The sequence below is a fragment of the Thermotoga neapolitana DSM 4359 genome, from assembly GCF_000018945.1.
GTDB classification, from domain to species: domain Bacteria; phylum Thermotogota; class Thermotogae; order Thermotogales; family Thermotogaceae; genus Thermotoga; species Thermotoga neapolitana.
On sequence record NC_011978.1, the window covers coordinates 305,817 to 326,727 of the forward strand.

The 20,911-nt window shown below is 47.3% G+C and carries 20 protein-coding genes, 1 pseudogene and 1 CRISPR repeat array; of the genes and pseudogenes, 5 read left to right on the forward strand and 16 right to left on the reverse strand.

The features are described 5' to 3' along the window. Positions 1 to 33: 33 nt before the first annotated feature. Entirely contained in the window at positions 34 to 534 is a 501-nt protein-coding gene (locus CTN_RS01545; protein ID WP_038066519.1) for a nitroreductase family protein, read from the reverse strand. Positions 535 to 561: 27 nt separating this feature from the next. Between CTN_RS01545 and CTN_RS01550 the strand changes: the two genes are divergently transcribed. Beyond that, on the forward strand, positions 562 to 1,221 hold the full coding sequence (locus tag CTN_RS01550) for an endonuclease III domain-containing protein (protein ID WP_038066522.1): 660 nt from the start codon (positions 562 to 564) through the stop codon (positions 1,219 to 1,221). Here the strand turns inward: CTN_RS01550 and lpdA are convergent. The 4 genes from lpdA to CTN_RS01570 form a co-directional block, all read right to left on the reverse strand. Further along, on the reverse strand, positions 1,198 to 2,544 hold the full coding sequence (lpdA, locus tag CTN_RS01555) for a dihydrolipoyl dehydrogenase (protein WP_038066527.1): 1,347 nt from the start codon (positions 2,542 to 2,544) through the stop codon (positions 1,198 to 1,200). The two genes, CTN_RS01550 and lpdA, sit on opposite strands and share 24 nt — an antisense overlap. Positions 2,545 to 2,589: 45 nt before the next feature. After that, the gene (locus tag CTN_RS01560; protein WP_038066529.1) at positions 2,590 to 2,925 is read right to left on the reverse strand and encodes a carboxymuconolactone decarboxylase family protein; all 336 of its coding nucleotides are present in this window, start codon (positions 2,923 to 2,925) and stop codon (positions 2,590 to 2,592) included. A gap of 24 nt (positions 2,926 to 2,949) precedes the next feature. Then, positions 2,950 to 4,281 (reverse strand): FAD-dependent oxidoreductase, encoded by a 1,332-nt coding sequence (locus CTN_RS01565; RefSeq protein ID WP_015918822.1) that lies wholly within the window; start codon positions 4,279 to 4,281, stop codon positions 2,950 to 2,952. A gap of 108 nt (positions 4,282 to 4,389) precedes the next feature. Beyond that, on the reverse strand, positions 4,390 to 5,355 hold the full coding sequence (locus CTN_RS01570; protein WP_015918823.1) for an NAD(P)H-dependent glycerol-3-phosphate dehydrogenase: 966 nt from the start codon (positions 5,353 to 5,355) through the stop codon (positions 4,390 to 4,392). A 157-nt stretch (positions 5,356 to 5,512) separates the two neighbouring features. Further along, positions 5,513 to 5,940: a CRISPR direct-repeat array (repeat unit 30 nt; unit sequence GTTTCCATACCTCAAAGGAAGTATTGAAAC). 624 nt (positions 5,941 to 6,564) lie between these two features. Here CTN_RS01570 and CTN_RS01575 point away from each other — a divergent pair. Then, on the forward strand, positions 6,565 to 7,188 hold the full coding sequence (locus CTN_RS01575; protein ID WP_038066533.1) for a LysE family transporter: 624 nt from the start codon (positions 6,565 to 6,567) through the stop codon (positions 7,186 to 7,188). Here the strand turns inward: CTN_RS01575 and aroQ are convergent. The 11 genes from aroQ to CTN_RS01625 form a co-directional block, all read right to left on the reverse strand. Further along, entirely contained in the window at positions 7,147 to 7,584 is a 438-nt protein-coding gene (aroQ, locus tag CTN_RS01580; protein ID WP_015918826.1) for a type II 3-dehydroquinate dehydratase, read from the reverse strand. The two genes, CTN_RS01575 and aroQ, sit on opposite strands and share 42 nt — an antisense overlap. Beyond that, complete coding sequence (gene aroB / locus CTN_RS01585; protein ID WP_041437436.1) at positions 7,581 to 9,059, reverse strand: bifunctional shikimate kinase AroK/3-dehydroquinate synthase AroB; 1,479 nt, start codon at positions 9,057 to 9,059, stop codon at positions 7,581 to 7,583. Before aroB ends, aroQ begins: the two co-directional genes overlap by 4 nt. After that, entirely contained in the window at positions 9,007 to 10,137 is a 1,131-nt protein-coding gene (gene aroC / locus CTN_RS01590; RefSeq protein WP_011943194.1) for a chorismate synthase, read from the reverse strand. Before aroC ends, aroB begins: the two co-directional genes overlap by 53 nt. After that, positions 10,134 to 10,895: a shikimate 5-dehydrogenase gene (gene aroE, locus CTN_RS01595; RefSeq protein ID WP_011943195.1), complete on the reverse strand. Its 762-nt coding sequence runs from the start codon at positions 10,893 to 10,895 to the stop codon at positions 10,134 to 10,136. The genes aroC and aroE overlap by 4 nt, the downstream gene beginning before the upstream one ends. After that, positions 10,892 to 12,157 carry a 3-phosphoshikimate 1-carboxyvinyltransferase gene (aroA, locus tag CTN_RS01600; RefSeq protein WP_015918829.1) on the reverse strand — a complete coding sequence of 422 codons (1,266 nt, stop codon included), beginning with the start codon at positions 12,155 to 12,157 and terminating at the stop codon, positions 10,892 to 10,894. Before aroA ends, aroE begins: the two co-directional genes overlap by 4 nt. Beyond that, a complete protein-coding gene (locus tag CTN_RS01605; protein ID WP_004083127.1) occupies positions 12,154 to 12,915 on the reverse strand; it encodes a prephenate dehydrogenase in 762 nt (253 codons plus the stop codon). The genes aroA and CTN_RS01605 overlap by 4 nt, the downstream gene beginning before the upstream one ends. Continuing rightward, the gene (gene aroF, locus CTN_RS01610; RefSeq protein WP_004083125.1) at positions 12,912 to 13,928 is read right to left on the reverse strand and encodes a 3-deoxy-7-phosphoheptulonate synthase; all 1,017 of its coding nucleotides are present in this window, start codon (positions 13,926 to 13,928) and stop codon (positions 12,912 to 12,914) included. The genes CTN_RS01605 and aroF overlap by 4 nt, the downstream gene beginning before the upstream one ends. 256 nt (positions 13,929 to 14,184) lie before the next feature. Beyond that, on the reverse strand, positions 14,185 to 15,426 hold the full coding sequence (locus tag CTN_RS01615; protein ID WP_015918831.1) for an MFS transporter: 1,242 nt from the start codon (positions 15,424 to 15,426) through the stop codon (positions 14,185 to 14,187). Positions 15,427 to 15,438: 12 nt separating this feature from the next. Beyond that, complete coding sequence (locus tag CTN_RS09955) at positions 15,439 to 15,615, reverse strand: hypothetical protein (RefSeq protein ID WP_162828737.1); 177 nt, start codon at positions 15,613 to 15,615, stop codon at positions 15,439 to 15,441. A 6-nt stretch (positions 15,616 to 15,621) separates the two neighbouring features. Next, positions 15,622 to 16,122 carry a hypothetical protein gene (locus tag CTN_RS01620; protein WP_015918832.1) on the reverse strand — a complete coding sequence of 167 codons (501 nt, stop codon included), beginning with the start codon at positions 16,120 to 16,122 and terminating at the stop codon, positions 15,622 to 15,624. Next, complete coding sequence (locus CTN_RS01625; RefSeq protein WP_011943199.1) at positions 16,115 to 16,498, reverse strand: DUF2089 domain-containing protein; 384 nt, start codon at positions 16,496 to 16,498, stop codon at positions 16,115 to 16,117. The genes CTN_RS01620 and CTN_RS01625 overlap by 8 nt, the downstream gene beginning before the upstream one ends. 371 nt (positions 16,499 to 16,869) lie before the next feature. Between CTN_RS01625 and CTN_RS01630 the strand changes: the two genes are divergently transcribed. From CTN_RS01630 to CTN_RS09985, 3 genes and pseudogenes are all read left to right on the forward strand, one after another. Beyond that, on the forward strand, positions 16,870 to 18,573 hold the full coding sequence (locus CTN_RS01630) for a YgiQ family radical SAM protein (protein WP_015918833.1): 1,704 nt from the start codon (positions 16,870 to 16,872) through the stop codon (positions 18,571 to 18,573). Next, the gene (estD, locus tag CTN_RS01635; RefSeq protein ID WP_015918834.1) at positions 18,570 to 19,808 is read left to right on the forward strand and encodes an esterase EstD; all 1,239 of its coding nucleotides are present in this window, start codon (positions 18,570 to 18,572) and stop codon (positions 19,806 to 19,808) included. The genes CTN_RS01630 and estD overlap by 4 nt, the downstream gene beginning before the upstream one ends. A 26-nt stretch (positions 19,809 to 19,834) precedes the next feature. Further along, positions 19,835 to 20,902 (forward strand): annotated as a pseudogene (locus CTN_RS09985) (dihydroorotase); the annotation flags it as partial. Positions 20,903 to 20,911: the final 9 nt, after the last annotated feature.

Here is a 20,911-nt window from a genome sequence, read left to right on the forward strand (position 1 = left end):
TTCTAAGATGATGGATCCGTTTGTTAATGTTTGTTACCATTTTTCGTAGTGGATCCTCTCGGGTTTGAACCTGTCCTCTGGAGTGGGTTGCTCTGCGGGGTATCCCATGGGAACAAGCGCAAAGGGAATCACATGCTCCGGTATTCCAAGAAGTTTCTGGAAGCTTTTCACCCTGTCCTCTCTCGGATACACACCGCACCACACAGCACCAAGACCGAGTTCTGCCGCCCTCAAAAGGAGATTTTCCACCGCAGCAGAACAGTCCTGAACCCAGAACCCTTTGCACTTTTCAAGAGAGGGATCTCCGCAGACCAGAATGGCAACGGGTGCCTCCAGTATCATCTTTGCGTGAGGGTGTATCTCCGCCACTTTCTTTCTGGTCTCGGCATCTCTGATCACAACAAAGTGCCAGGGCTGCTGGTTGCAGGCAGAAGGTGCGTGCATGGCTGCCCTTATGACTTCTTTCACCAGTTCATCTGGTACGTCCTTTCTCTGATATTTTCTGATGCTCCTTCGTTTGTAAACGATGCTCATAGAATCACCCCCGTTATAATTTTAAGTATGAAACTGGAAGAACTCCACGAGGAACTGAGATCGATCCACGGTCCGGTCGGTAAGTGGTGGCCAGGAACACCCGAAGAAATCATGGTGACCGCCATTCTCACCCAGAACACGAACTGGAAGAACGTTGAGCGTGCCATGAGAAACATAGAAGAAGCGCTCGGGAAAGACGATATTCTGGAAAAGCTGTCCTCCCTCTCCACTGAAAGGATAGCACATCTAATAAGACCAGCGGGTTTTTTCAACATAAAGGCCAAAAGGTTAAAAGCTCTGCTTGAGTTTTTGAGGGAGTACAACTTCAATCTGAAACTTCTGAAGAGAATGCCACTGGGGGCTCTTCGAGAGTTGCTTTTAAAAATAAAAGGCATCGGCAAAGAAACGGCCGATGCCATACTGCTCTATGCCCTTGAGAAACCCATTTTCGTTGTCGACAGTTACACAAAAAGGCTCCTGGCGCGTATTTTCAACATCGAATTGAAAGACTACGATGAAATCCAGAAACTCTTCATGTCGTGCTATCCACACGATGTTCGTCTCTATCAGGAACTGCACGGCCTCATAGTGGAACACGCCAAAAGGTTCTGTAGCAAAAATCCAAAGTGCAGAGAGTGTCCGTTGAAGAAAAAGTGCTTTTATTCACAGATGAATGGGCTTTCCTGAGACTCCTTCCAGAGCCCCAAGGATCGTTTCGGTGAGTGTTGGATGAGGATGAATAGCCTTTTCCAGGTCTTCTGCCTTCATTCTGTGTTTCACCGCTATGACTCCTTCCATGATCATATCCGTTGCCGATGGGGAAACGATGCTCATTCCAAGGACAACCCCGTTTTTGTCGGCAACGACTTTGACAAACCCGATGTTTTCCAGCATCGTTCTTGCTCTACCGTTTGCCGAAACAGGGAATTTGGAGATCACAACTTCTTCTGGATTCACATCTTTTTCCTTCAAGCCAACTGAGGCCACTTCTGGTGAGGAAAATATTATGTTCGGAACTGCCGAGTAATCCATCTCTTCTTCCATTCCCGCTATGTTCTTTGCGGCCACTATTCCTTCGTACATGGCAACGTGTGCCAGCATGATCTCTCCACGGATGTCCCCGATCGCATAGACCCCCTCGATGTTCGTTCTCATCTTCCTGTCAGTCACAACGCCTCTTTTTATTTCCACTCCAAGGGCCTTCACGTCTTCTGGGATGTTCGGTTTTCTTCCCACAGCGAGCAGAACCTTTTCTGCCCTCAATGTCTCTCCCGTTTCCAGAGTTGCTTCAAAGCCATTCTCTATCTTGTTAAGGGAAGTTATTTTTGCTTTTTCGAGGATTTTCACGCCTTTTCGTTTCAGGGATTTTTTCACCTCTTCGGCCACGTCTTCGTCTTCGTAGGGAAGAATGTGATTGGCAACTTCCACTATGGTGACGTTCACTCCAAAACTGCTGAAGAACGTTGCAAACTCCACACCTATGACACCACCACCCACTATGAGGAGAGATTCGGGAAATTCTTTCAACCTGAACACATCGTCGCTCGTCCAGACACCCTCCACATCGAAGGGAGGAAAGACACTGGGGATGGAGCCGTGGGCGAGAACGAGGTTCTTTGTCTCCAGTTTTGTCCCTGTCTCTTCAACAACGACGGTGTTTCTGTTTTCAACTATGCCCGTTCCTATGAACACGTCTACGTTGTTTTTCTTCATTAGGTATTCTATTCCCTTTCTGGACATCAGAACGCTCTTTTCTACGTGTTTCATAATGGAGGAGACATCGAACTCCACACCGGAGACCTTCAGCCCGTACTTCGAAGATTTATCCTTTATTTCACTCATCAGGTGAGATACCGTGAGCATCGCTTTCGTTGGAATACACCCTTTGTTGGTGCACGTTCCACCGAGTGCTTCTTTCTCCACAAGAGCCACTCTCTTTCCAAGTTGGGCAAGTTTTATGGCACAGACGTATCCTCCAGGGCCACCACCGATGATCACAGCATCGTACATGCTTTTCCCTCCTGAGAAAACCCCTCCCATGTGGGAGGGGTGAGGTTATTTTCCGAGAAATTCCAGAGCCACCTCGTAAGCCTTCAGGCCGTACATCAGAGCAGGACCTCCACCCATACAAACTGCCACCTTTATCGCGTCGAGAATTTCCTCTTCCGTTGCGCCAGCCCTCACGGCTGCTTCGGTGTGCCATACGATGCAGGGTTCACATCTGACGGCTACGGCAATGCCAAGAGAGATGAGTTCCTTTGTTTTCGTATCGAGTGCCTTTGGACTCTCTGCTGCATGGACGTACTCTGCGAACTTTCCAATCTCGGGTGCCTTGCCTATGACCTCCTGGAGTTGCTTTCTGATCTGCTCGAGTTTCTCCTTCGCTGCCATTTGAAACACCTCCTGTGAGATTTATCACAGAACCATTTCGGCCGCCTTCGCGAGTGGATAAACCGTTGGAGCAGAAGTCAGGAGTGGATGTGTTCCTATCTGCATAGTGAACAGATCGTTCGCTGTGATTCCTTTCTGCATCCCAAGACTGAGGATGTTCACGATCTCACCAACGCTCTTTCCTCCACACACCTGAGCACCAAGCAGTATCTTACTGTCTTCTGAGAAGATCAGTTTCACGATGAGTTTGGTGGTGTCTTCGAACTTTCCAGGGTGTCTGTCTGGGGCTTCTGCTCTTCCAACAACGATTTCGAAGCCTTCTTCCTTTGCGACCCTTTCAGTTATACCAACGGAGCCGAACGCCTTGCTTCCTATGACCGTTGAGTAAGCGTTCAATGAGCCCTTGTTCGTTCTGATGACTTTCAATCCGTAAAGATTGGATGCGGCAATTCTTGCATCAAACACAGCGGCAGAAGCGAGCATGAGCCTGGAGGGTTTCCCCGTCAGAAAGTCTCTGTGCTGCACACAATCTCCCGCGGCAAAGACATCGGGTTTTGATGTTCTCATGTATTCGTCCGTTTCTATAAAGCCGTATTCTGTCACCTTCAATCCCAGTTTTCTTGCGAGATCTGAATTGGGCCGGTATCCCGTTGCGAGTATGACGGCATCGGCCAGTATCGTTTCGGCGTTGTCCAGCCTGACACCCTCCACTCTTTTTGATCCGTAGATTTCCGTTACCTTTCTTCCTGTCAGAACCTTCAGGTTTTCTGCTTCGATTTCTTTTCTTGCGATCTCGCCGAAGTCGGGATCGAAGGACACAGGAAGCAGACTATCCATGATTTCAACCAGTGTGACGTTCTTTCCAGATTTCTTCAACTCGTCCGCCACTTCAACACCAATGAATCCACCACCGATGATCACAACGTTCTTCGAATCTTTGATTTTTTCGTACAACATCTTCAGGTAGTTTGCGTCTTTTGGAACCGTGAAGACACCTTCAAGGTCAACTCCTGGAATGTTCGGAACGTTCGGTGTGGATCCCGTTGCTATGATGAGTTTTTCGTAAAAGATTTCTTTTCCAGTTTTTGTGAGGAGTTTTTTCTCGTCGGTGTTTCCATCCACAACCTCGTCTATCAGAAGGTCTATGCCTGCACTTTTAAATCTCTCTTCTATACCCATGTAGTCGTTTTCCACGCCACTAAGTGTATGGAAGATGTAAGGAATTCCACACGGGACCGTTTCCTTTTCCGTTTTCTTCACAACGAGGATCTTTTTGTCCTTGTAGAACCTTTTGGTGGTGAACGCTGCGACGAGTCCTGCGGGACCTCCTCCCACTATCACAACATCGTACTTCATGTTCTCACCTCCCAGAAAGAGAAAGATTTCACAATCTGTCCATGAACAATTTTAACTCTTTTTGGGTTAAATTTCAACTTCAAAGGTAGAAAAATTTGTGGTGGAAAATCAATCGGCCCAAAATTCGTCTTTCAAACTTCTTTTCATGAGATCCTTCATCGACTGAAACGGAGATTTTCCTCCGTATATCACTCGATAGACCTCTTCAGAGATGGGCATATCTATTTCCAGTTCGTCTGCCTTCTTCACCACAGCTTTGACGGTGAAGGCCCCCTCCACAACCTGATGGGAACTTTCAAGGAGTTTTTGAGGATCGAACCCTTTTGCGATCAACTCACCAAAGCGTCTGTTTCTGCTGTACTTGCTGTTGCACGTGACCATGAGGTCTCCGATGCCTGCAAGTCCCATGAAAGTTTTCTGATCTGCCCCAAAGTGTCTGCCGAATCTTGCTATTTCGTAGATACCACGGGTTTCAAGAGCTGCCTTTGCGTTGTCCCATCCACCAAGGCCATCAAGAATACCCGCAGCGATCGCGATGACGTTTTTTAACGCTCCGGCGATCTCTACACCCACCACATCTTCGCAGGTGTAAACTCTGAAGTACTCGTTTGAGATTCTTCTCTGTAACTCTCTTGCGTTGTCTCCGGCAAGCGTAACGGCCGTTGGAAGTTTTCTTGCAACCTCTTCAGCGTGGGAAGGACCCGAAAGAACGGCGTAAGGACATCCGAGAATCTCTTTCACAATTTCGGATATACGTTTTCCTGTCTTTATTTCCAGTCCCTTTGAGAGATTCAGAACCATCGAAGGTTTTTTCGAAAGCCTGGAAAGATGTTCCCTTACGTGCTGCACAGGGATCGCTATCACGAGTATGTCGGTGCTTTTCAGTTCGTCGAGATTGTTCGTCGCTCTGACAGAGATTTCCATTTCATCTATGTAAGGACTGGTGTGGGAGTTGTTTATAAGATCTGCGATTTCCTTTCTTCTTGCCCACAGAATCACTTCTTCTCCGTTTTCCTTTAAAAGTTGAGCAAAGACTGTCCCCCAACTTCCAGCCCCGAGAACGAAAAATCTCATCTTTCAGCCTCCCTGAACACTTTCTATCTGGAATTTTAACAGATTGAAGTATTGAAACAGGATATCCCATACAGGGAGCAACACAAGGAGGGTATCGAAACATGGATTTGCAGTATGCGTGGGAAGGATTTTCATATCTCTTTGGAGCAACAAAATCTTTCCTATACCTCTAAGAAAGGATTGAAACTTGACATTGTCAAAAGAACGTGGCACTAAACAACGGTTTCCATACCTCTAAGGAAGTATTGAAACGATTAGTTTTTACCATGTATTGGTAATCTTGTCAATGTTTCCATACCTCAAAGGAAGTATTGAAACGGGAGTCCTACGTTGGATATCCACAGACGGCAGAGTACAGTTTCCATACCTCAAAGGAAGTATTGAAACGTGGAGAAGGCTTTTATCTCAATGGATATCGTTGGTAGTTTCCATACCTCAAAGGAAGTATTGAAACCGCGAAAGCAAAACTCCACGCCCTCAAAGCGCCTTTGTTTCCATACCTCAAAGGAAGTATTGAAACTCAGTTCGAACACAACCTGGCGACGTTTGTCTCGTGTTTCCATACCTCAAAGGAAGTATTGAAACCCGTTGGATTTCAAAGAAATTATACCACAAAGCATTTCAAAAAGCAAGAGTATATGAGAACATACAGAGGGTGTTTCATCACAGGTGATTCTAACACACAGAAAGGCTCAGTCAAGTACTGTTTGGAAAAATGGAATAATTGCATAGTCCATAGAAAGCCTAAAGAAAGGCAAAATCGAAAGATAAATTATCCTAACCTAGGTCAGGCCATTTTGAGTTGTTTTATGGGAAAATCTACTAGTTCTCATTTTCACAAATTTGTTTAAAAAGGTACTCCTTAAAAGGTTAGAGACTAAGTACGTGGTTTCTTTATTCATGATAGATACACGATAGAATATGAAGAAATATTCTCATACCCTGTTTCACATTCTCGCTCATTATTCCATTTTCCATGCATACATTACCTCTCTCAAACCCGCATGAATTTTTTCGTTACCGGTAATTGCATACTCCGTATCGCACATCAGGAGTCAGTTACAATCACCACCCACTTTGTGAATAAATGGAACTTACCGTAGTTTATTGAATAAAACTATGATCTTTTAGACTAACATCTTTTACACTAACATAAAAAATAGAAGATGAGTGGTAGAATCTTTCAAAAGGCATGAAGAGGGAAAAAATATGCTTTCCATATTCTTTGGAAGTTTCCTTGTTGGACTTTCTGGTGCGATGGCACCGGGACCCTTAATGGCAATCGCCATATCAAAAAGCACAAAAGACTGGAAAGCATCCCTGAAGTTGATAACAGGGCATGTTCTACTAGAAGCCCTTCTGGTGATGCTGCTTTTGGTTGGTGTTCGAACGATTCCTCCAGTTCTCATGAGGGCAATTTCACTAGCAGGTGGCATTTTTCTCCTGTACATGGGGATTTCTCAACTATTTGAAGCAAAAGACCCGTCTTTGATTTCGAACACAGGAAACAGCAGGTTCCCCCTGCCCGTTCAGGGAGCACTCGTTTCTTTTTCGAATCCCTATTTTCTTCTGTGGTGGTTTTCGGTTGGTAGTGCGTTCCTTTTTCGGGCAAGAGAGCATCTTCTCTCTGGTGTTCTCCTGTTCTACTCTGGTCACATTCTTTCGGACATAAGCTGGTACACTTTCCTGGGTGTCGCCGGGCAGTTTCTCCACAAACCTTCATGGAAAGGTGTGTATAGAATCGTTCTTGTGTCCATGTCGTTTGTTCTGATAGGGTTTGGCGTTTACTTCTTACTTGCTGCTTTCAGAGGAGACTTTTCTCACGTACTCTAGTGCGAGTATGTATCCGTAAGCTCCTAACCCGCTGATCTGACCGTCACAAACCTCCGCTGTGACACTCTTTCTTCTGAATTCTTCTCTTCCGTGTATATTGGATATGTGAACTTCGACCTTGGGAACTTTCACGATCTCAAGGGCATCCCTTATAGCGTAACTGTAATGCGTGAACGCACCGGGATTTATCACAAGACCGTCGAAGTCGAGTCGATGCAGTCTGTCTATGATCTCTCCCTCGTGGTTTGACTGAAAAACCTCCACCTCCACTCCGTTTCTTTTGGCCCAGTCTTCTATCATCCTCACCAGATCATCATAGGTGAAATTTCCGTACACGTTCCTGTCCCTCTTTCCCAGCATGTTCAGATTCGGACCGTTCACAACGAGCAGTTTCAATCTACCACCTCCAGAAGTTCGAGCGGATCCACTTCCAGAAACTCCACCTTTCCAGGTTCTCTCACATATGGAAGCCTCACCCTGGAGCCTTTCATGATTTTCTTGTCGTTCAGAATGAGGGTTCTTGCTTTTTCTCTGTCAACAGCCGGAACCGGGATGGGTACGATCTCTTTGATCTTTTCAACGATCCACCTGAAGGTATCTTTTGGAACGATCCCTTTTCTGTAGAGGTACATCGTTTCTTTTTCCAGTCCCCACGCCACCGCTATACCATGGGGCACCCCTTCCAGCATCTCATAGACATGTCCCAGGGTGTGTCCTAGATTCAGAGCGTGTCTCAATCCCTTGTCGTAGGGATCTTCCATCACTATCTTTGCCTTCTCTTCCACCGATAGCCTCACCATCTCACTGAGGATTCTGAGATTTCTCCTTTCTATCTTCTCTGGATCGTCGAAGAGTTCCAGCCCCCTTCCAGAGAGAAGGGCCATCTTGAAGGCCTCCACCACTCCTTCCTCGAACCTTCCCTCGTCCATCGAGAGCGTGACAACGGGATCTATGATCACATAGTCTGGCATCCTGAAAGTTCCAACGATGTTCTTCACCCCTGCAAAATCGATGGCATTCTTTCCACCAACGGAAGCGTCCACCTGAGCCAGAAGTGTCGTTGGATAGAAAGAAAGTCCCACTCCCCTTTTGAACGTGCTCGCCACAAAGCCGGTGAAGTCGGTGAGAGCACCTCCTCCGACACCCGCTATGGTCTTTCCCCTGGGAAAGTCCATCCTCACAAGTTCGTAGTACGCTCTGGAGACATGCTCCAGCGTCTTCACTTCCTCTCCATCCGGAAAAAGAAGCCGATTCTCTGGAAGGTACCTTCCGTATATCTTCTCCACCCTCTCCGTGGTGAAAACCAGCTCTTCGTTCCTCACCCTCTTGAAACCACCGAGGATGATCTTCACCAGGTGTGGTTTTTCTATCGTTGAGATTTCTTTCTCGTCCAGAGCCTCCAGCACAACGAGTGCGGTTGTTTCCCACTCGTTCAACTTGGAGGTGTCGATCCCTCTAAACTCCGTGTAGAACTGTTTTCTCCTTTCCCAGATCTCTCGTATTCTCTCTTTTCCTTCTCTCAGAAGAGGCCTGTTCTCTGTTGTTACTCTTTCCATCAACACTTCAGGGGGAGCGTAGAGAAAGAGAGTCTTCTCTTTCTTCAAAAGCTCCCTGTTCTCTGGATCGATCACAACACCTCCACCCGTTGCCACGACCACGTTGTCTCTTTCCACAAGTTCCCTAAGAAGTTCTTTCTCTTTCAATCGGAAGTACTCTTCACCGTCTTCTTCGAAAATCCTTCGAACTCTTCTTCCCTCTCTTCTTTCTATCTCTTCGTCCATATCTATGAACTGAAGGTCGAGCACCTCGGAAACCCTTTTACCGATCGTACTCTTTCCAGAACCCATCATCCCAACGAGGAAGATTCTCATTCCCGAACCTCCTTTTCAGGTCGTCGATGTTTCCATCGCCCAGGTGTTCGAGCAAGGCGTCCGAAATCACCACAGCGAGCGCGGCTTCACACACGACGGAAGCGGGAGGAACGGCCGTCACGTCAGATCTCACGTACGGTGTTTTCGCCGGTTCCATTGTTCTCAAATCAACGGAGTTCAACGGCTTTCCTGTGGTAGGAATGGGTTTCACGAAGACGTTCACCCACACGTCTTCTCCGTTGGTGATGCCCCCTTCTATTCCTCCCAGATTGTTTGTTCTTCTCTTTATCCTGCCGTCTTCCAGTTCGAACTCATCCAGATAGTCAAAGCCGTACCACATCTCTTCACTTCCAATCACCACTCCCTTCACAGCGGGAATGGCAAAAAAGAGGGAACCTATCTTCGAGTCGAGCTTTTTGAAAAGATCGGAGTAGCTCCCGATGCCTGCCGGGACACCTCTTGCAATGACCTTCACCTTGCCGCCGAGGGTGTTTCCCTCTTCTTTCGCCCTGTCGATCTCGGAGATCATTCCTTCCGTTGCCTCTGGATCTGGACAGAAAACGGCCGATTCGTCCCTCTTTCTTCTCAACTCCTCAAAATTGTCTGGGATATTCTTCGCTTCCACGTTTCCAAGTCTTGTGACAAACCCGAGAACATCTATGTTGAACTCTCTGAGGAGACTCTTCAGAAGAGCACCCGCCGCCGTGAGAGCCACCGTCCATCTGGCACTGGATCGTTCCACGTAGACGTTCAGATCCGGCAGTTTGTACTTCACAAAGGCAGCGTAATCTATGTGACCCGGTCTCGGCACGCTTCGAACGTCTTTCACCGGGTTGCCCGCTTTGTTTGGAACGAGAATCGTCACCGGTGCTCCCGTTGTGATACCTCCCCACACTCCGGAGACGATCTCGAAGGCATCTTCTTCCATGCTCATCCTCTTTCCTCTACCGTAGCAATTTCTTCTCCTGAAAAGCTCTCTTCTTATGATTTCTTCGTCGATCTTCAAACCCGCAGGAATCCCTTCCAAAACCGCTATCATGTACTTTCCGTGGGAATCTCCCGCTATTGTGAGCCTCATCTCAGTACCTCCTCGAACACTTCTTTGAACGATCTTTCATCGTAGATTCCCCATATTTTGAGATTCTCCATCGCCTGATAGTAAAACATGAGGTTTCCCTTTACAACGTGTTCCACTCCCAATCTCTTCGCATCAGAAACGAGAGGAGTCTCAAAGTACACCACGTCGTAAACAAGATACAGACCTTTCAAAGAAGCTTCGGAAACGGTCAGTTTCTCTCCCTTCATTCCAACGGAAGTGGTGTTGAAGAGACTCTTCGCCTTTTTCACAACCTCGTCGAGCTGATCGAGAGAGAAAATTTTCACAGGAAAATCGAGAGCCTTCGCCCTTTCGATCGTTCTGTTCACCACCCAGATGTCTTTCACGCCCATCTGGAGGAGAGCGTAGATCACAGCACGTGCGGCTCCGCCCGCTCCCACAACGACAACGGGTTCTTTCACCTCTACACCCTCGAGCGATTTCACAACGCCAACCCAGTCGGTGTTGTATCCCTTTCCCCGAAAGACGCAGTTCACGGCTTTTATTCTCTGCGCATCTTCAGATGGTTCGACGTACCGCATCACTCTTTCTTTGTGAGGAATTGTCGCGTTGAAACCATCGTATTCTTCGAGAATCCTTCTTATCTCCGTGTCGAAAGATTCAGGTGGTATCTCTTCCATACCGTACGAGTGGTTCATTCCCGCCCTTTTGAAATACTCGTTGTAAAGCCTTGGTGATATGCTGTGACTCACCGGATACCCTATGATGCAGAATTTCATGATATCACCACTCTCTCCAGCAGTTCGTAAAAGTTCGGGAAAGACACCGCCACGCATTCGTGATCTTTCACATCAACCCCCTCTTCACTCACGAGCCCTGCTATGGAAAAGAGCATAGCCATTCTGTGGTCGCCTTCTGGATCCACCGATCCACCTTTTATGCTCTGCTTTCCAACGATCTTGAAACCATCTTTGAACTCTTCTATTTCGACACCGAGCCGTTTGAAGTTTTCCACCAGAACCCTTATCCTGTCGGATTCCTTCTTTCTCAACTCCTCCGCGTTTCTCACAACCGTTTCTCCTTCCGCAAAAACACCGAGAAGCGCCACAAGAGGCAGTTCATCTATCATGAGAGGTACGAGGTGTTCGGGAACAACCACACCTTTCAGGTTTGGAGATGTCTCAACCCTCACAGTTCCTATCGGTTCAAGATTTTCTTCCGTGATCTCCCACTCCAGGTTGGCTCCCATGAGTTTCATAACTTCGAGGAGTCCCGTTCGGGTGGGATTCAGGCCAACGTCCGTTACTGTGATTCGAGCGTTGGGATGAATGGCGCCGAGAACCACGAAGAAAGCAGCCGACGAGATATCACCAGGGACTTTCATCGTGAAACCCCTGAAGGTAGCAGGCTCCAGAACCACACGTGTTCCCTCCACCTCGACGGGAACACCGAGGTTTTTGAGCATCCTTTCCGTGTGATCTCTGCTTTTTGCTGGTTCGATAACGATTGTTCGTCCGCTGGCTCTGAGCCCCGCCAGAAGAACCGCGCTCTTCACTTGAGCGCTCGCCACCGGTGTTTTATAGCTGATACCGGAAAGGTGATTTCCCTTGATAGCCATGGGAAGGTAGTTGTTCTGCCTCGCCATGAAACGCGCTCCCATCATCTCCAGAGGTTCGATCACTCTTCTCATCGGCCTTCTGGAAAGAGAAGAATCCCCGTAAAGCACTGTGAACATCTCGTATGAAGCAAGAACTCCACTCATCAACCTCGTGGTTGTTCCGGAGTTTCCACAGAAGAGAGGTTCTATTGGCTCAGCGAAGGGCTTCGGAAAGACCTTCATCTTTTCCCAATCGCCTTCAAAACGTGTACCGAGTTTTTCGAGAATATCGTGGGTTCTCTCCGTGTCCAGACATCTCAAAAGGTTGTAAAGTGTGCTTTCGCTCTCTGCAAGGGCCGAGAGAATGAGAGCCCTGTGAGTTATGGATTTGTCCGGAGGAACGCTCAGCACTCCTTCAACCTTCTTCGCCGGAAGTACCTTCAAGATATCACTTCCCTTATCACTTTTTTCAGGTTTTCGAAATCCTCTTTCTCTGTGAGATGATATAAAACATTCAGAAAGTTTCTTGCGTTCTCCAGGTATTTGAGGATGTTTTCTTTATTATATCTGATCATATCCAGCGCCATCTCCATGTTCTGTTTCGAAAGTCTCGTGTTGGAAAGATAACCAGGTCCCGCGTATTCTTCAAAGGGTTTCCCTACGTACCGTGCGCTCAGTGAGATCAAGTACTGAACGTGGCTCACCGCAGCGACGATCTCGTCGTGGATCCTGTAGTCTATCCACAAAGGTCTGGCACCAAGATCTTTCACGATGTTTTCAATCATCCCATCCTCTTTTCCGTCGAGAGAGCAGAGAAAGAAGATCTTTCCGTCGAACATTTCTCGATCCCAACCTGATTTTCCCTTTCGTTCGTTTCCGGCCATGGGATGTCCTCCTGTGAAGTTCAATCCCCTCTCTCTGGCTATTTCCATGAAAGGTGTCTTCACGCTCGCCACATCGAGAATCTTCCCTGAAAAGTCCGTTTCTTTCAGGAATCTCTCCTCGACGCTCATGGGAAGCGCAAGAACGAGAAGGTCTGTATCGTAGAGATCGCTTTCCTTTGAAACAGTTTCTATTCCGTTTTCTTCCAATGCTTTCATCGTTTCTTCATCTCTGTCGAAGGCTGTGACATGATGCTTTTCTTTCAATTTAAGTGCGATCGATCCACCGATGCATCCCGCTCCGAGCACAGAAATTTTCAATTCACCTTCACCCCCAGGGCATCAGCGAGTTTCTTCATTTCCTGAACCAGTTCCTTGAAGAGCTCGAAGTCAAGACTCTGTTTTCCATCCGAAAGTGCCTTCTCCGGCTCCGGATGAACCTCCACAATGATTCCATGAGCTCCAACCGCTATAGCGGCCCGGGAGAGTGGAATAACGAGGTCTCTTCTTCCCCCAGAGTGGCTCGGATCCACCAGAATGGGAAGATGGGATTCCTTTCTGATTATAGGAACAGCGGATATATCGAGTGTGTTCCTCGTGGCCTTTTCGAACGTTCTGATTCCCCTTTCACACAGTATGATCTTCGTGTTTCCAGAGTTTGCGATGTATTCAGCGGAGAGAAGGAACTCTTCGATGGTGTTCATGAAACCCCTTTTCAGAAGAACGGGTTTGTTGTAGCTTCCCGCTTTAGAGAGCAATCTGAAGTTCTGAGCGTTTCTCGCTCCTATCTGAATGATATCAGCGTACTCGGCCACTTTTGGAAGATCGTCTTCTCCGAGAGCCTCCGTCACCACGTACATACCGTACTTGTCGGCAGCTTCTCTCAGGTACTCCAACCCTTTCTCTCCGAGTCCTTGGAAAGAGTAAGGAGATGTTCGAGGCTTGTAAGCCCCTCCCCTCAAAACCTTGACACCGAGTTCGCTCAAAAAGTGCGCGGTTTCCATGAGCATTTCCCTGCCCTCAACTGAGCACGGTCCCGCTATGATGGTGAAGTAGCCGTTTCCTATCTTCACATCTCCGAGGTCGATCACCGTGTCCTCCGGATGGAACTCACGAGAGACGAGTTTGTAAGGCTTGAGCACCCTCACAACGCTTTCCACACAGTCCAAAGATTCGAACTTGTCCGCCACCACGTACCTATCGTCCCCGATGATCCCAATAACCGTTCTTTCCTGACCTTTGGAAATGTGACACTTCAAGTTGTAACTCTCAGCCAACTTCACCACCTTCCTTATATCTTCTTCTGTGGAACCGGGTTTCAAAACGACTATCATAGATCTACCACCTCCTACGGGATTTTGGTAATAAAAAAAGGGCTCCGCTGCCCGGAGCCCTTCAGTGTTTTCTATCGCTCCGGGCAGATACCGAAAGAGGCACCTGCCCGGAGCGGTCGCACTCACGGACAGGTGCCCCTGTTAAACCAAAAGTAATAATAATTGTGTTCAATCGATTTGAGACATATTATTCTTCCACATCGCATAACCTTTCACCCCTGTTTGGTTACTATTCTAACAAACAACGCTGGAAAAATCAAGTGGGAAGCTCTTTTCCCCTCAAAGCTACCAGAAGCAGCACAGCGACCAGAAAAGAAAGCGCTCCGACAATATAGTAAAGAAAATGGACCGGTACTCTATCAACGAGGTATCCGTAGAGAACCGATCCGAGCGGAGTGACTCCGTTTGCCACGAGAATGAGGAAAGAAAAGGCCCTCGCTCTGATGTGAGAAGGTGTCATCCTTTGAAACGCGGTGTCCAGAGGAACGTTGATGATAGGATTCAAAAAACCCATTATCAGGAAAGTGATGAAGAACAACGAGAAGATGACCAGCCTGCTCAAAGAAAAATCAGGCATGACAAGAAAACCAAGGAAGACGATGGGAAGTTCAAAAAGAAAGATAGAAATCTTCATGGCCTTCCACATGTTCTTCTTTGACAGGTACGATGCGATCAGAAAGTTCCCAAGAAGCGCCCCTAAGGTGAAGGAAGTCTCCAGGAAACCAAATTCCTGAGCCGAAAATTTCATCACTTCCCTGATCGTGTAAGGATACACCACCATGAACAGCGGAGAGATGAGCAGATTCAGAAAAAGTGCGAAGATCAAAATGGTTCGTATGAGTTCGTGGTTCCAGATGAAGAGAAATCCTTCTTTGAGATCTTCAAGAATCTGAGAGAATTTTGCTGGCTTTTTCTCCACCTTTCGGCTGTAAACGATGAAGATCTCACTGATGGCAGAGAGGACAAAAGACACTCCATTCACAAGAAAAACGATCGCTATACCGTAGAATCCGTAGATCACTCCTCCCAGTGCGGGGCCCAGGATCTGTGGAAAGATCCTCACCATACCCATGATGGAGTTGGCTCTCATGAGAAAATCCTGAGGAACGATATCGGGAAACATCGCACCTGTCGGTATATCGAAGAGATTGTCCATGACAGCCATCGCTATCTGAGAAACGTAGAGAACGGGAAGGGTGACGGAGTTTCTGAACGCAAGAAGGGCCAGAAAACAGATGAGAAATCCCCTCAGAAAATCCATCGAGACCATGAGAAACTTTCTGTCTCCCCTGTCTCCCACGATCCCGGCTATGGGTGTGAAAAGGATCCTCGGAACCATGTAGGCTACGGTCATCAGAGCAACAGCAGATCCGGAGTGTGTCAGATCCAGTACAAAAAGAGGAATCGCAACCGCCTGAATGGAACTTCCAAGAATCGATACGAACCTTCCGAGGGCAAGAAGGAAGAAGTTCCTCTTCCAGTGTAAGAGCTCATTCACAGTACTCCCTCCTCATCGATCCTGAAGACTTCCAGGTACCATTGCACTGGATGTTTCTGTGACACCCAGTTCCCAAACCGCCGGTGAAGATGAAGCTGTCTCTACAGGAGAAAAAAACAGCACATACAGCCATATCAAAGAAAACAACATCACCACAAGAATCGTCGAAACCATCAGATACACCTTCATGGAAGATCACTCCTTTCCTTCGACCTTCTTCTTGGAAGAAACAGAGATGTTACTGATGAAAGGAGAGACCATTTTCAAAATACCGCTGACGAAGAAGTTCGATATCCTCGCGATATCACCTTCCACCACCGGCGTTTTCCCTGATTCTTTGACACCGACGAGAGCGAGATCTCCCTTCACCGTTCCTCCATCGAATTCGATCTTTCCGCCGATGACGGCAAGATCACCTTCCACCTCTCCGGAAAAGAACGTTTCACAGTTGATGAGCGCAAGATCTCCTTTGATTTTTCCCCTTATGATCGCTTTCTTTTTAGAAAGGACGAGATCTTCTTCCACTATCTCGTTTTCGCCGAGGATGTAGTCGCCCTCCCGTTCAGAAAAATCACCTTTTGGCCCGATTTCTTCTCTTTCCTTTTCCTGTACCGCCTTTATCAGCATCTCCCCTTCTTCTGGACTGATTTCTTCCCTTGCCACAGCTTCCAGGATCTTTCTGATCTCCTCAGACATCGCTCTCTCCTCCTTTTTTCCTCTTCTTCAGAATTTCCAAAGCTTCCTCAACGCTGATCTTCCCTTCTTTCACCTGCTTGAAGAGATCCTCTTCTGCAGCTTCTTCCTCTACTTCTCCAAGGGGTTGGAGATTCATCTTCTCCAGGATTCTCTCCAGCTTCCCCCTCAAGGCGAAATAGCCCTGTCCTGTGTAACGCTCTATCTCCTTCAAATTCCCACGCGCCTTGAAGAATAGAATCACGAACTCGAGTTCATCTTTGTCGAGAAAATCGAACGGGCTCGCTTTGAAATGTCCCCGCACAGTGACATCGTCTCTTTTGCAGTGAAGCTCTGTAACTATCATTTCTTTTCCGCAGACCGGACACTTGGGCAACATATTTTGTCACCTCCTGCAAAATATTTTAGACTAGCACCAAATATTTTGTCAAGTCCCCAAAAATTTTTCTGTGAGGATTCTTATTGCTCCCTTCTTCACCGTGAAATGAGTCTTTCTTTACATATAATTAGCGTTACCTTATTTGACTCTTAATCTCCCGATGATACACTTACACATGAAAAATGAGAGTAATTCTCAAAAAGGAGGTGAGGAAAATGTTAGTGTTGATACCGGTAGATGTGTTGATTTCGATCCACAATGAAAAGATAAAGCAACCTCAAAAGAAATAAGTACCGTGCCCCTGCGTCCCTATTTTTTAACCAGGCCTCGAAACGAGGCTTTTTTTGTTTTAAAATACATAGGGTGATACTGTGTTTCTTCCCACAACACGTGAGGAAATGAAAAAATTAGGCTGGAGAGAGCTCGATGTCATTCTTGTCACAGGCGACGCTTATGTGGATCATCCCTCCTTCGGTGTTGCCCTCATCGGTCATTATCTCGTCTCTCACGGCTTCAAAGTGGGAATCATAGCTCAGCCGGACTGGAGAACAGAAAAAGACATCACACGTCTTGGAAGGCCTCGTCTTTTCTTCGGTGTCACCGCTGGAAACGTTGACTCGATGGTGGCGAATTACACGGCCTCGAAGAAAAAAAGAAAAACGGACGACTACACACCGGGTGGATCTGGTGGAAAAAGACCCGACAGGGCAACCATCGTCTATACGAATCTCATCAAGAGATTCTTCCCGGAAGTTCCCGTTGTCCTTGGTGGATTGGAAGCGAGCCTCAGAAGGTTCGCACATTACGACTGGTGGAGCGAAAAGGTGAGAAAATCCATCCTCGTCGATTCAAAGGCGGATCTCCTCGTCTATGGAATGGGTGAGAAGGCAGTTCTTGAGATCGCACAGATTCTTTCCAGAACAGGTGATATAGAAAAGTGCAAAAGTGTTCGTGGAGTTGTCTGGTGGGCCTCTCAAAAACCTGAAGAAGGTATCGAACTGCCCTCCTACGATGAAATCTCAGAAAATCCCGAAAAATACGCCGAAGCGTTGAAACTTCAAACTTGGTACACTGATCCATACAAGAACATTCTGATCTACCAGAAACAGGACACAAGATATGTTGTTCAGAATCCCCCGCAACTTCCACTTTCCCAGGAGGAACTCGACCGGCTCTACCTTCTTCCTTTCGAAAGAGAAGTTCATCCCTTCTACGCAAAGATGGGAAGAGTGAAGGCGATAGAAACGGTGAAGTTCTCGATAACGGCCGTGAGAGGTTGTTTCGGAAGCTGTTCTTTCTGCGCCCTCACACAGCACCAGACGACCCACGTTTCCTACCGCAGCAAAGATTCCATTCTCGAAGAAGTGAGGATCCTCACAAAGAAAAAGGATTTCAAAGGTACCATCACGGATGTTGGAGGGCCGACTGCGAACCTCTACGGTTCGAGCTGTTCCATCAGAGAAACGAAAGGACAGTGCCAGAAGTTCTGTTTGTATCCCAGCGTGTGCAAGATTGTCCGACCGAACCATGACGAATTCATCTCTCTTCTCGAGTCGATCAGGAAAATACCAGGTGTCAGAAACGTCTTTGTCTCTTCCGGGATCAGGCACGACTTCGTCCTTGCCGAAAAAGATCCAGACGTCTTCATAAGGGAACTCGTGAAGTACACCCCGGGACAGCTGAAACTCGCCCCCGAACACGCTCATCCAAAGGTGCTATCTCTGATGAGAAAACCGCCTGTGGAACTGTTCCTCGAGTTCAAAAAACGCTTTGAAACACTTGCAAAGAAGATGGGAAAGAGAAAGTACGTGATCGGCTACTTCATAGTGGGACATCCGGGAGAAGGCTGGAGGGAGAACAATTACTTGAGAGACTTCATACTCAAACACCTCGGGTACTTTCCTCAGCAGATCCAGATATTCACACCTACTCCCGGAACGGTGAGCACCGCGATGTACTACTCTGGTTTGGATCCCTTCACAGGTGAAAAGGTTCACGTCGAAAGATCGCTGAAGGTAAGAAACAAGATGAAGGAGAACGTGCTGTTCAAAAAGAAGGGGAGGGAAAAGAGATGAAACTCACTGTCTTCCTTTCGCTCTTTCTCGGTGTGATGGTGTTTGGTGCCTTCGATCAGGAAGCGTTTCTCTTCGTTCAACATCTCACCTCTGAAAACTTCGAATCGGCTTTGAATATGTGTTCCAATCAGGTAAAAGCACAGCTCAGTGTCCAGAGTCTTTCAAACATCTGGAACTCTCTGAAAGCACAGCTCAGTGACTTCAGAGAAATCGCTGGATACGAGAAAATCATCCAGGCTGAATACGAGATCTACAACTTCACTCTGAAGTTCGACAGAGGAGAAATCTCAGCACTTGTCACCATGGACAGAGAAGGAAAAGTCGCCGGACTCTTCTTCAAACAGGCTACAAAGACAGAGTACGAACTTCCAGACTACGTGGACCCGGAGAGCTTTGAGGAGAAGGATATCACCGTGAACGGCCTTCCCGGGAAGATCACGATCCCAAAAGGAAGCGGACCGTTCCCGGCTGTTGTCCTCGTGCACGGCTCTGGACCGAACGACATGGACGAAACCATCGGTCCAAACAAGATATTCAAGGACATCGCGTACGGTCTGTCTTCGAAGGGTATCATCGTTCTCAGATACCACAAAAGAACGTTCGTCGAGAAAGTAGACCCTACCACCCTGACCGTCGAAAAAGAAGTCATAGAAGACGCACTGGAAGCGGTGAAGATACTCAAAGAGAGAAAAGACGTCTCCCGAGTTTATGTGCTGGGACACAGCCTCGGTGCGATGCTCACACCGGAGATAGCGGAAAGATCGAAGGCAGACGGTGTTGTCATGATAGCACCGCCCGCAAGACCGCTCGAAGAAGTCATGGAAGATCAGTTGAAATATCTTCAGTCTCTGGGTCTTGCAAGCAACGTAGAAGAAACTCTGAACATTCTGGAAAAACTCAAAAGAAAAGAGATTCCTCCAGATGAATTCGTCCTTGGAGCTCCCGCGAAGTACTTTTACGATCTGAGAGAAAGAGATCCTGCTTCAATTGCGAAGAGACTAACCATCCCCATGCTTTTGATCTTCGGCGGCAGAGACTACCAGGTGACTGAAAAGGACCAGGAGATCTGGTTGAAGGAACTTTCAGGCAGGGAAAATGTGAAAATACTCGTCTTCGACGATCTCAATCACTTGATGATTTCAGGAGAAGGAAAATCAACGCCGGTTGAATACATGAAGAAAGGTCACGTTGACAAAAGAGTAATAGATGAGATCGCCAGGTGGATGGTAAAATAACAGGAAAGGAATTCGGAGGGAAAAGTGTGAGGATCTACGATCCGTTTAGAAAGAAATGGATAGAAGAAGAAATAGAAACACCCTTTCCCTCGAAAGGATTGGTTGCCACGTTTCCCTTTGTCGATCTTCACGTTCATGTTCGCCTCAATGGTGGAGAAGATTACAGCTCCTTAGAAGAAGCCTCCCTTGTGGGAGGCTTTTTTAAAGTGGTGGTACAGCCCAATACAAAGCCACTCATAGACAGCAAAGAAGTTCTGGAAAGACACCTGGATCTCTCCAAAAACAGAGCGGTCGAGTTTCTCTTTGCCGTTTCTCCCTTCGGATCGATCGAAGCTGAAGGAGAAAGAGTGGTGGGCTTTTCAACGGACGGCATAGAGTACGACTACCCTACACTCGTTGAAACGATGAAAAAGAAAAAGAAAGCCCTCTGGTTCGACCACAGCCAGATGTACGAGGTGGATGGAATCTTCTACGAGGGAGCTCCTCTACCGTTTCAGAAAAGACCGAGATCGAACGAAGCGATAGCCATAGCACGAACCGTTCTGACGGGCCTTGAGTACGGATTCGAAAGATTCCACATCCAGCATGTAACAACGAAGTACTCCGTAGAAGTGATATCGTTTTTGAAGAACCTGGCAAAGGTCAGCTGTGAAGTAACACCGCACCACCTGTTTTTCTGCTACGAAGACATCAAAAACACGAACTTCAAGATCAACCCTCCTCTCGGATCTCCGGAGGATAGAAGAGCTCTCATTGAGGCCGTGAAAAAAGATGTGATCGATGTTCTAGCGACGGATCACGCGCCACACCACGAAAAACCGGACGATTTTCTCACCGCTCCCTACGGCTCAACATCCATAGAAATCGCCTTTCCTGCCTATTACACAGCCCTGGGTGATCTCGAACTCGTCGTAAAAAAACTCACGAAAAAGCCCCTCGAAGTGCTCGGTGTTGAAGCTCGTCTCACAGAAGATACTCTTGTGTTCATCGATCCGGAGGCAGAGTTCATCGTGGACGCAAAAAAATTCAAAAGCAAAGGGAAGAATTCCATGTTCGACGGTGTCAGACTGAAGGGAAAAGTGGTCGCTCTTAAACTCAAAGGA

What these genes read in the sequence shown, in the direction of transcription:
- CTN_RS01620 (WP_015918832.1), bottom strand. Translation starts at nt 16,122, where the DNA reads ATGTCTGAGGAGATCAGAAAGATCCTGGAAGCTGTGGCAAGGGAAGAA.
- CTN_RS01625 (WP_011943199.1), bottom strand. Translation starts at nt 16,498, where the DNA reads ATGTTGCCCAAGTGTCCGGTCTGCGGAAAAGAAATGATAGTTACAGAG.
- CTN_RS01575 (WP_038066533.1), top strand. Translation starts at nt 6,565, where the DNA reads ATGCTTTCCATATTCTTTGGAAGTTTCCTTGTTGGACTTTCTGGTGCG.
- CTN_RS01560 (WP_038066529.1), bottom strand. Translation starts at nt 2,925, where the DNA reads ATGGCAGCGAAGGAGAAACTCGAGCAGATCAGAAAGCAACTCCAGGAG.
- estD (WP_015918834.1), top strand. Translation starts at nt 18,570, where the DNA reads ATGAAACTCACTGTCTTCCTTTCGCTCTTTCTCGGTGTGATGGTGTTT.
- CTN_RS09955 (WP_162828737.1), bottom strand. Translation starts at nt 15,615, where the DNA reads ATGAAGGTGTATCTGATGGTTTCGACGATTCTTGTGGTGATGTTGTTT.
- aroC (WP_011943194.1), bottom strand. Translation starts at nt 10,137, where the DNA reads ATGAGGCTCACAATAGCGGGAGATTCCCACGGAAAGTACATGATAGCG.
- aroE (WP_011943195.1), bottom strand. Translation starts at nt 10,895, where the DNA reads ATGAAATTCTGCATCATAGGGTATCCGGTGAGTCACAGCATATCACCA.
- aroB (WP_041437436.1), bottom strand. Translation starts at nt 9,059, where the DNA reads ATGAGAATCTTCCTCGTTGGGATGATGGGTTCTGGAAAGAGTACGATC.
- CTN_RS01545 (WP_038066519.1), bottom strand. Translation starts at nt 534, where the DNA reads ATGAGCATCGTTTACAAACGAAGGAGCATCAGAAAATATCAGAGAAAG.
- CTN_RS01570 (WP_015918823.1), bottom strand. Translation starts at nt 5,355, where the DNA reads ATGAGATTTTTCGTTCTCGGGGCTGGAAGTTGGGGGACAGTCTTTGCT.
- aroF (WP_004083125.1), bottom strand. Translation starts at nt 13,928, where the DNA reads ATGATAGTCGTTTTGAAACCCGGTTCCACAGAAGAAGATATAAGGAAG.
- CTN_RS01550 (WP_038066522.1), top strand. Translation starts at nt 562, where the DNA reads ATGAAACTGGAAGAACTCCACGAGGAACTGAGATCGATCCACGGTCCG.
- lpdA (WP_038066527.1), bottom strand. Translation starts at nt 2,544, where the DNA reads ATGTACGATGCTGTGATCATCGGTGGTGGCCCTGGAGGATACGTCTGT.
- CTN_RS01565 (WP_015918822.1), bottom strand. Translation starts at nt 4,281, where the DNA reads ATGAAGTACGATGTTGTGATAGTGGGAGGAGGTCCCGCAGGACTCGTC.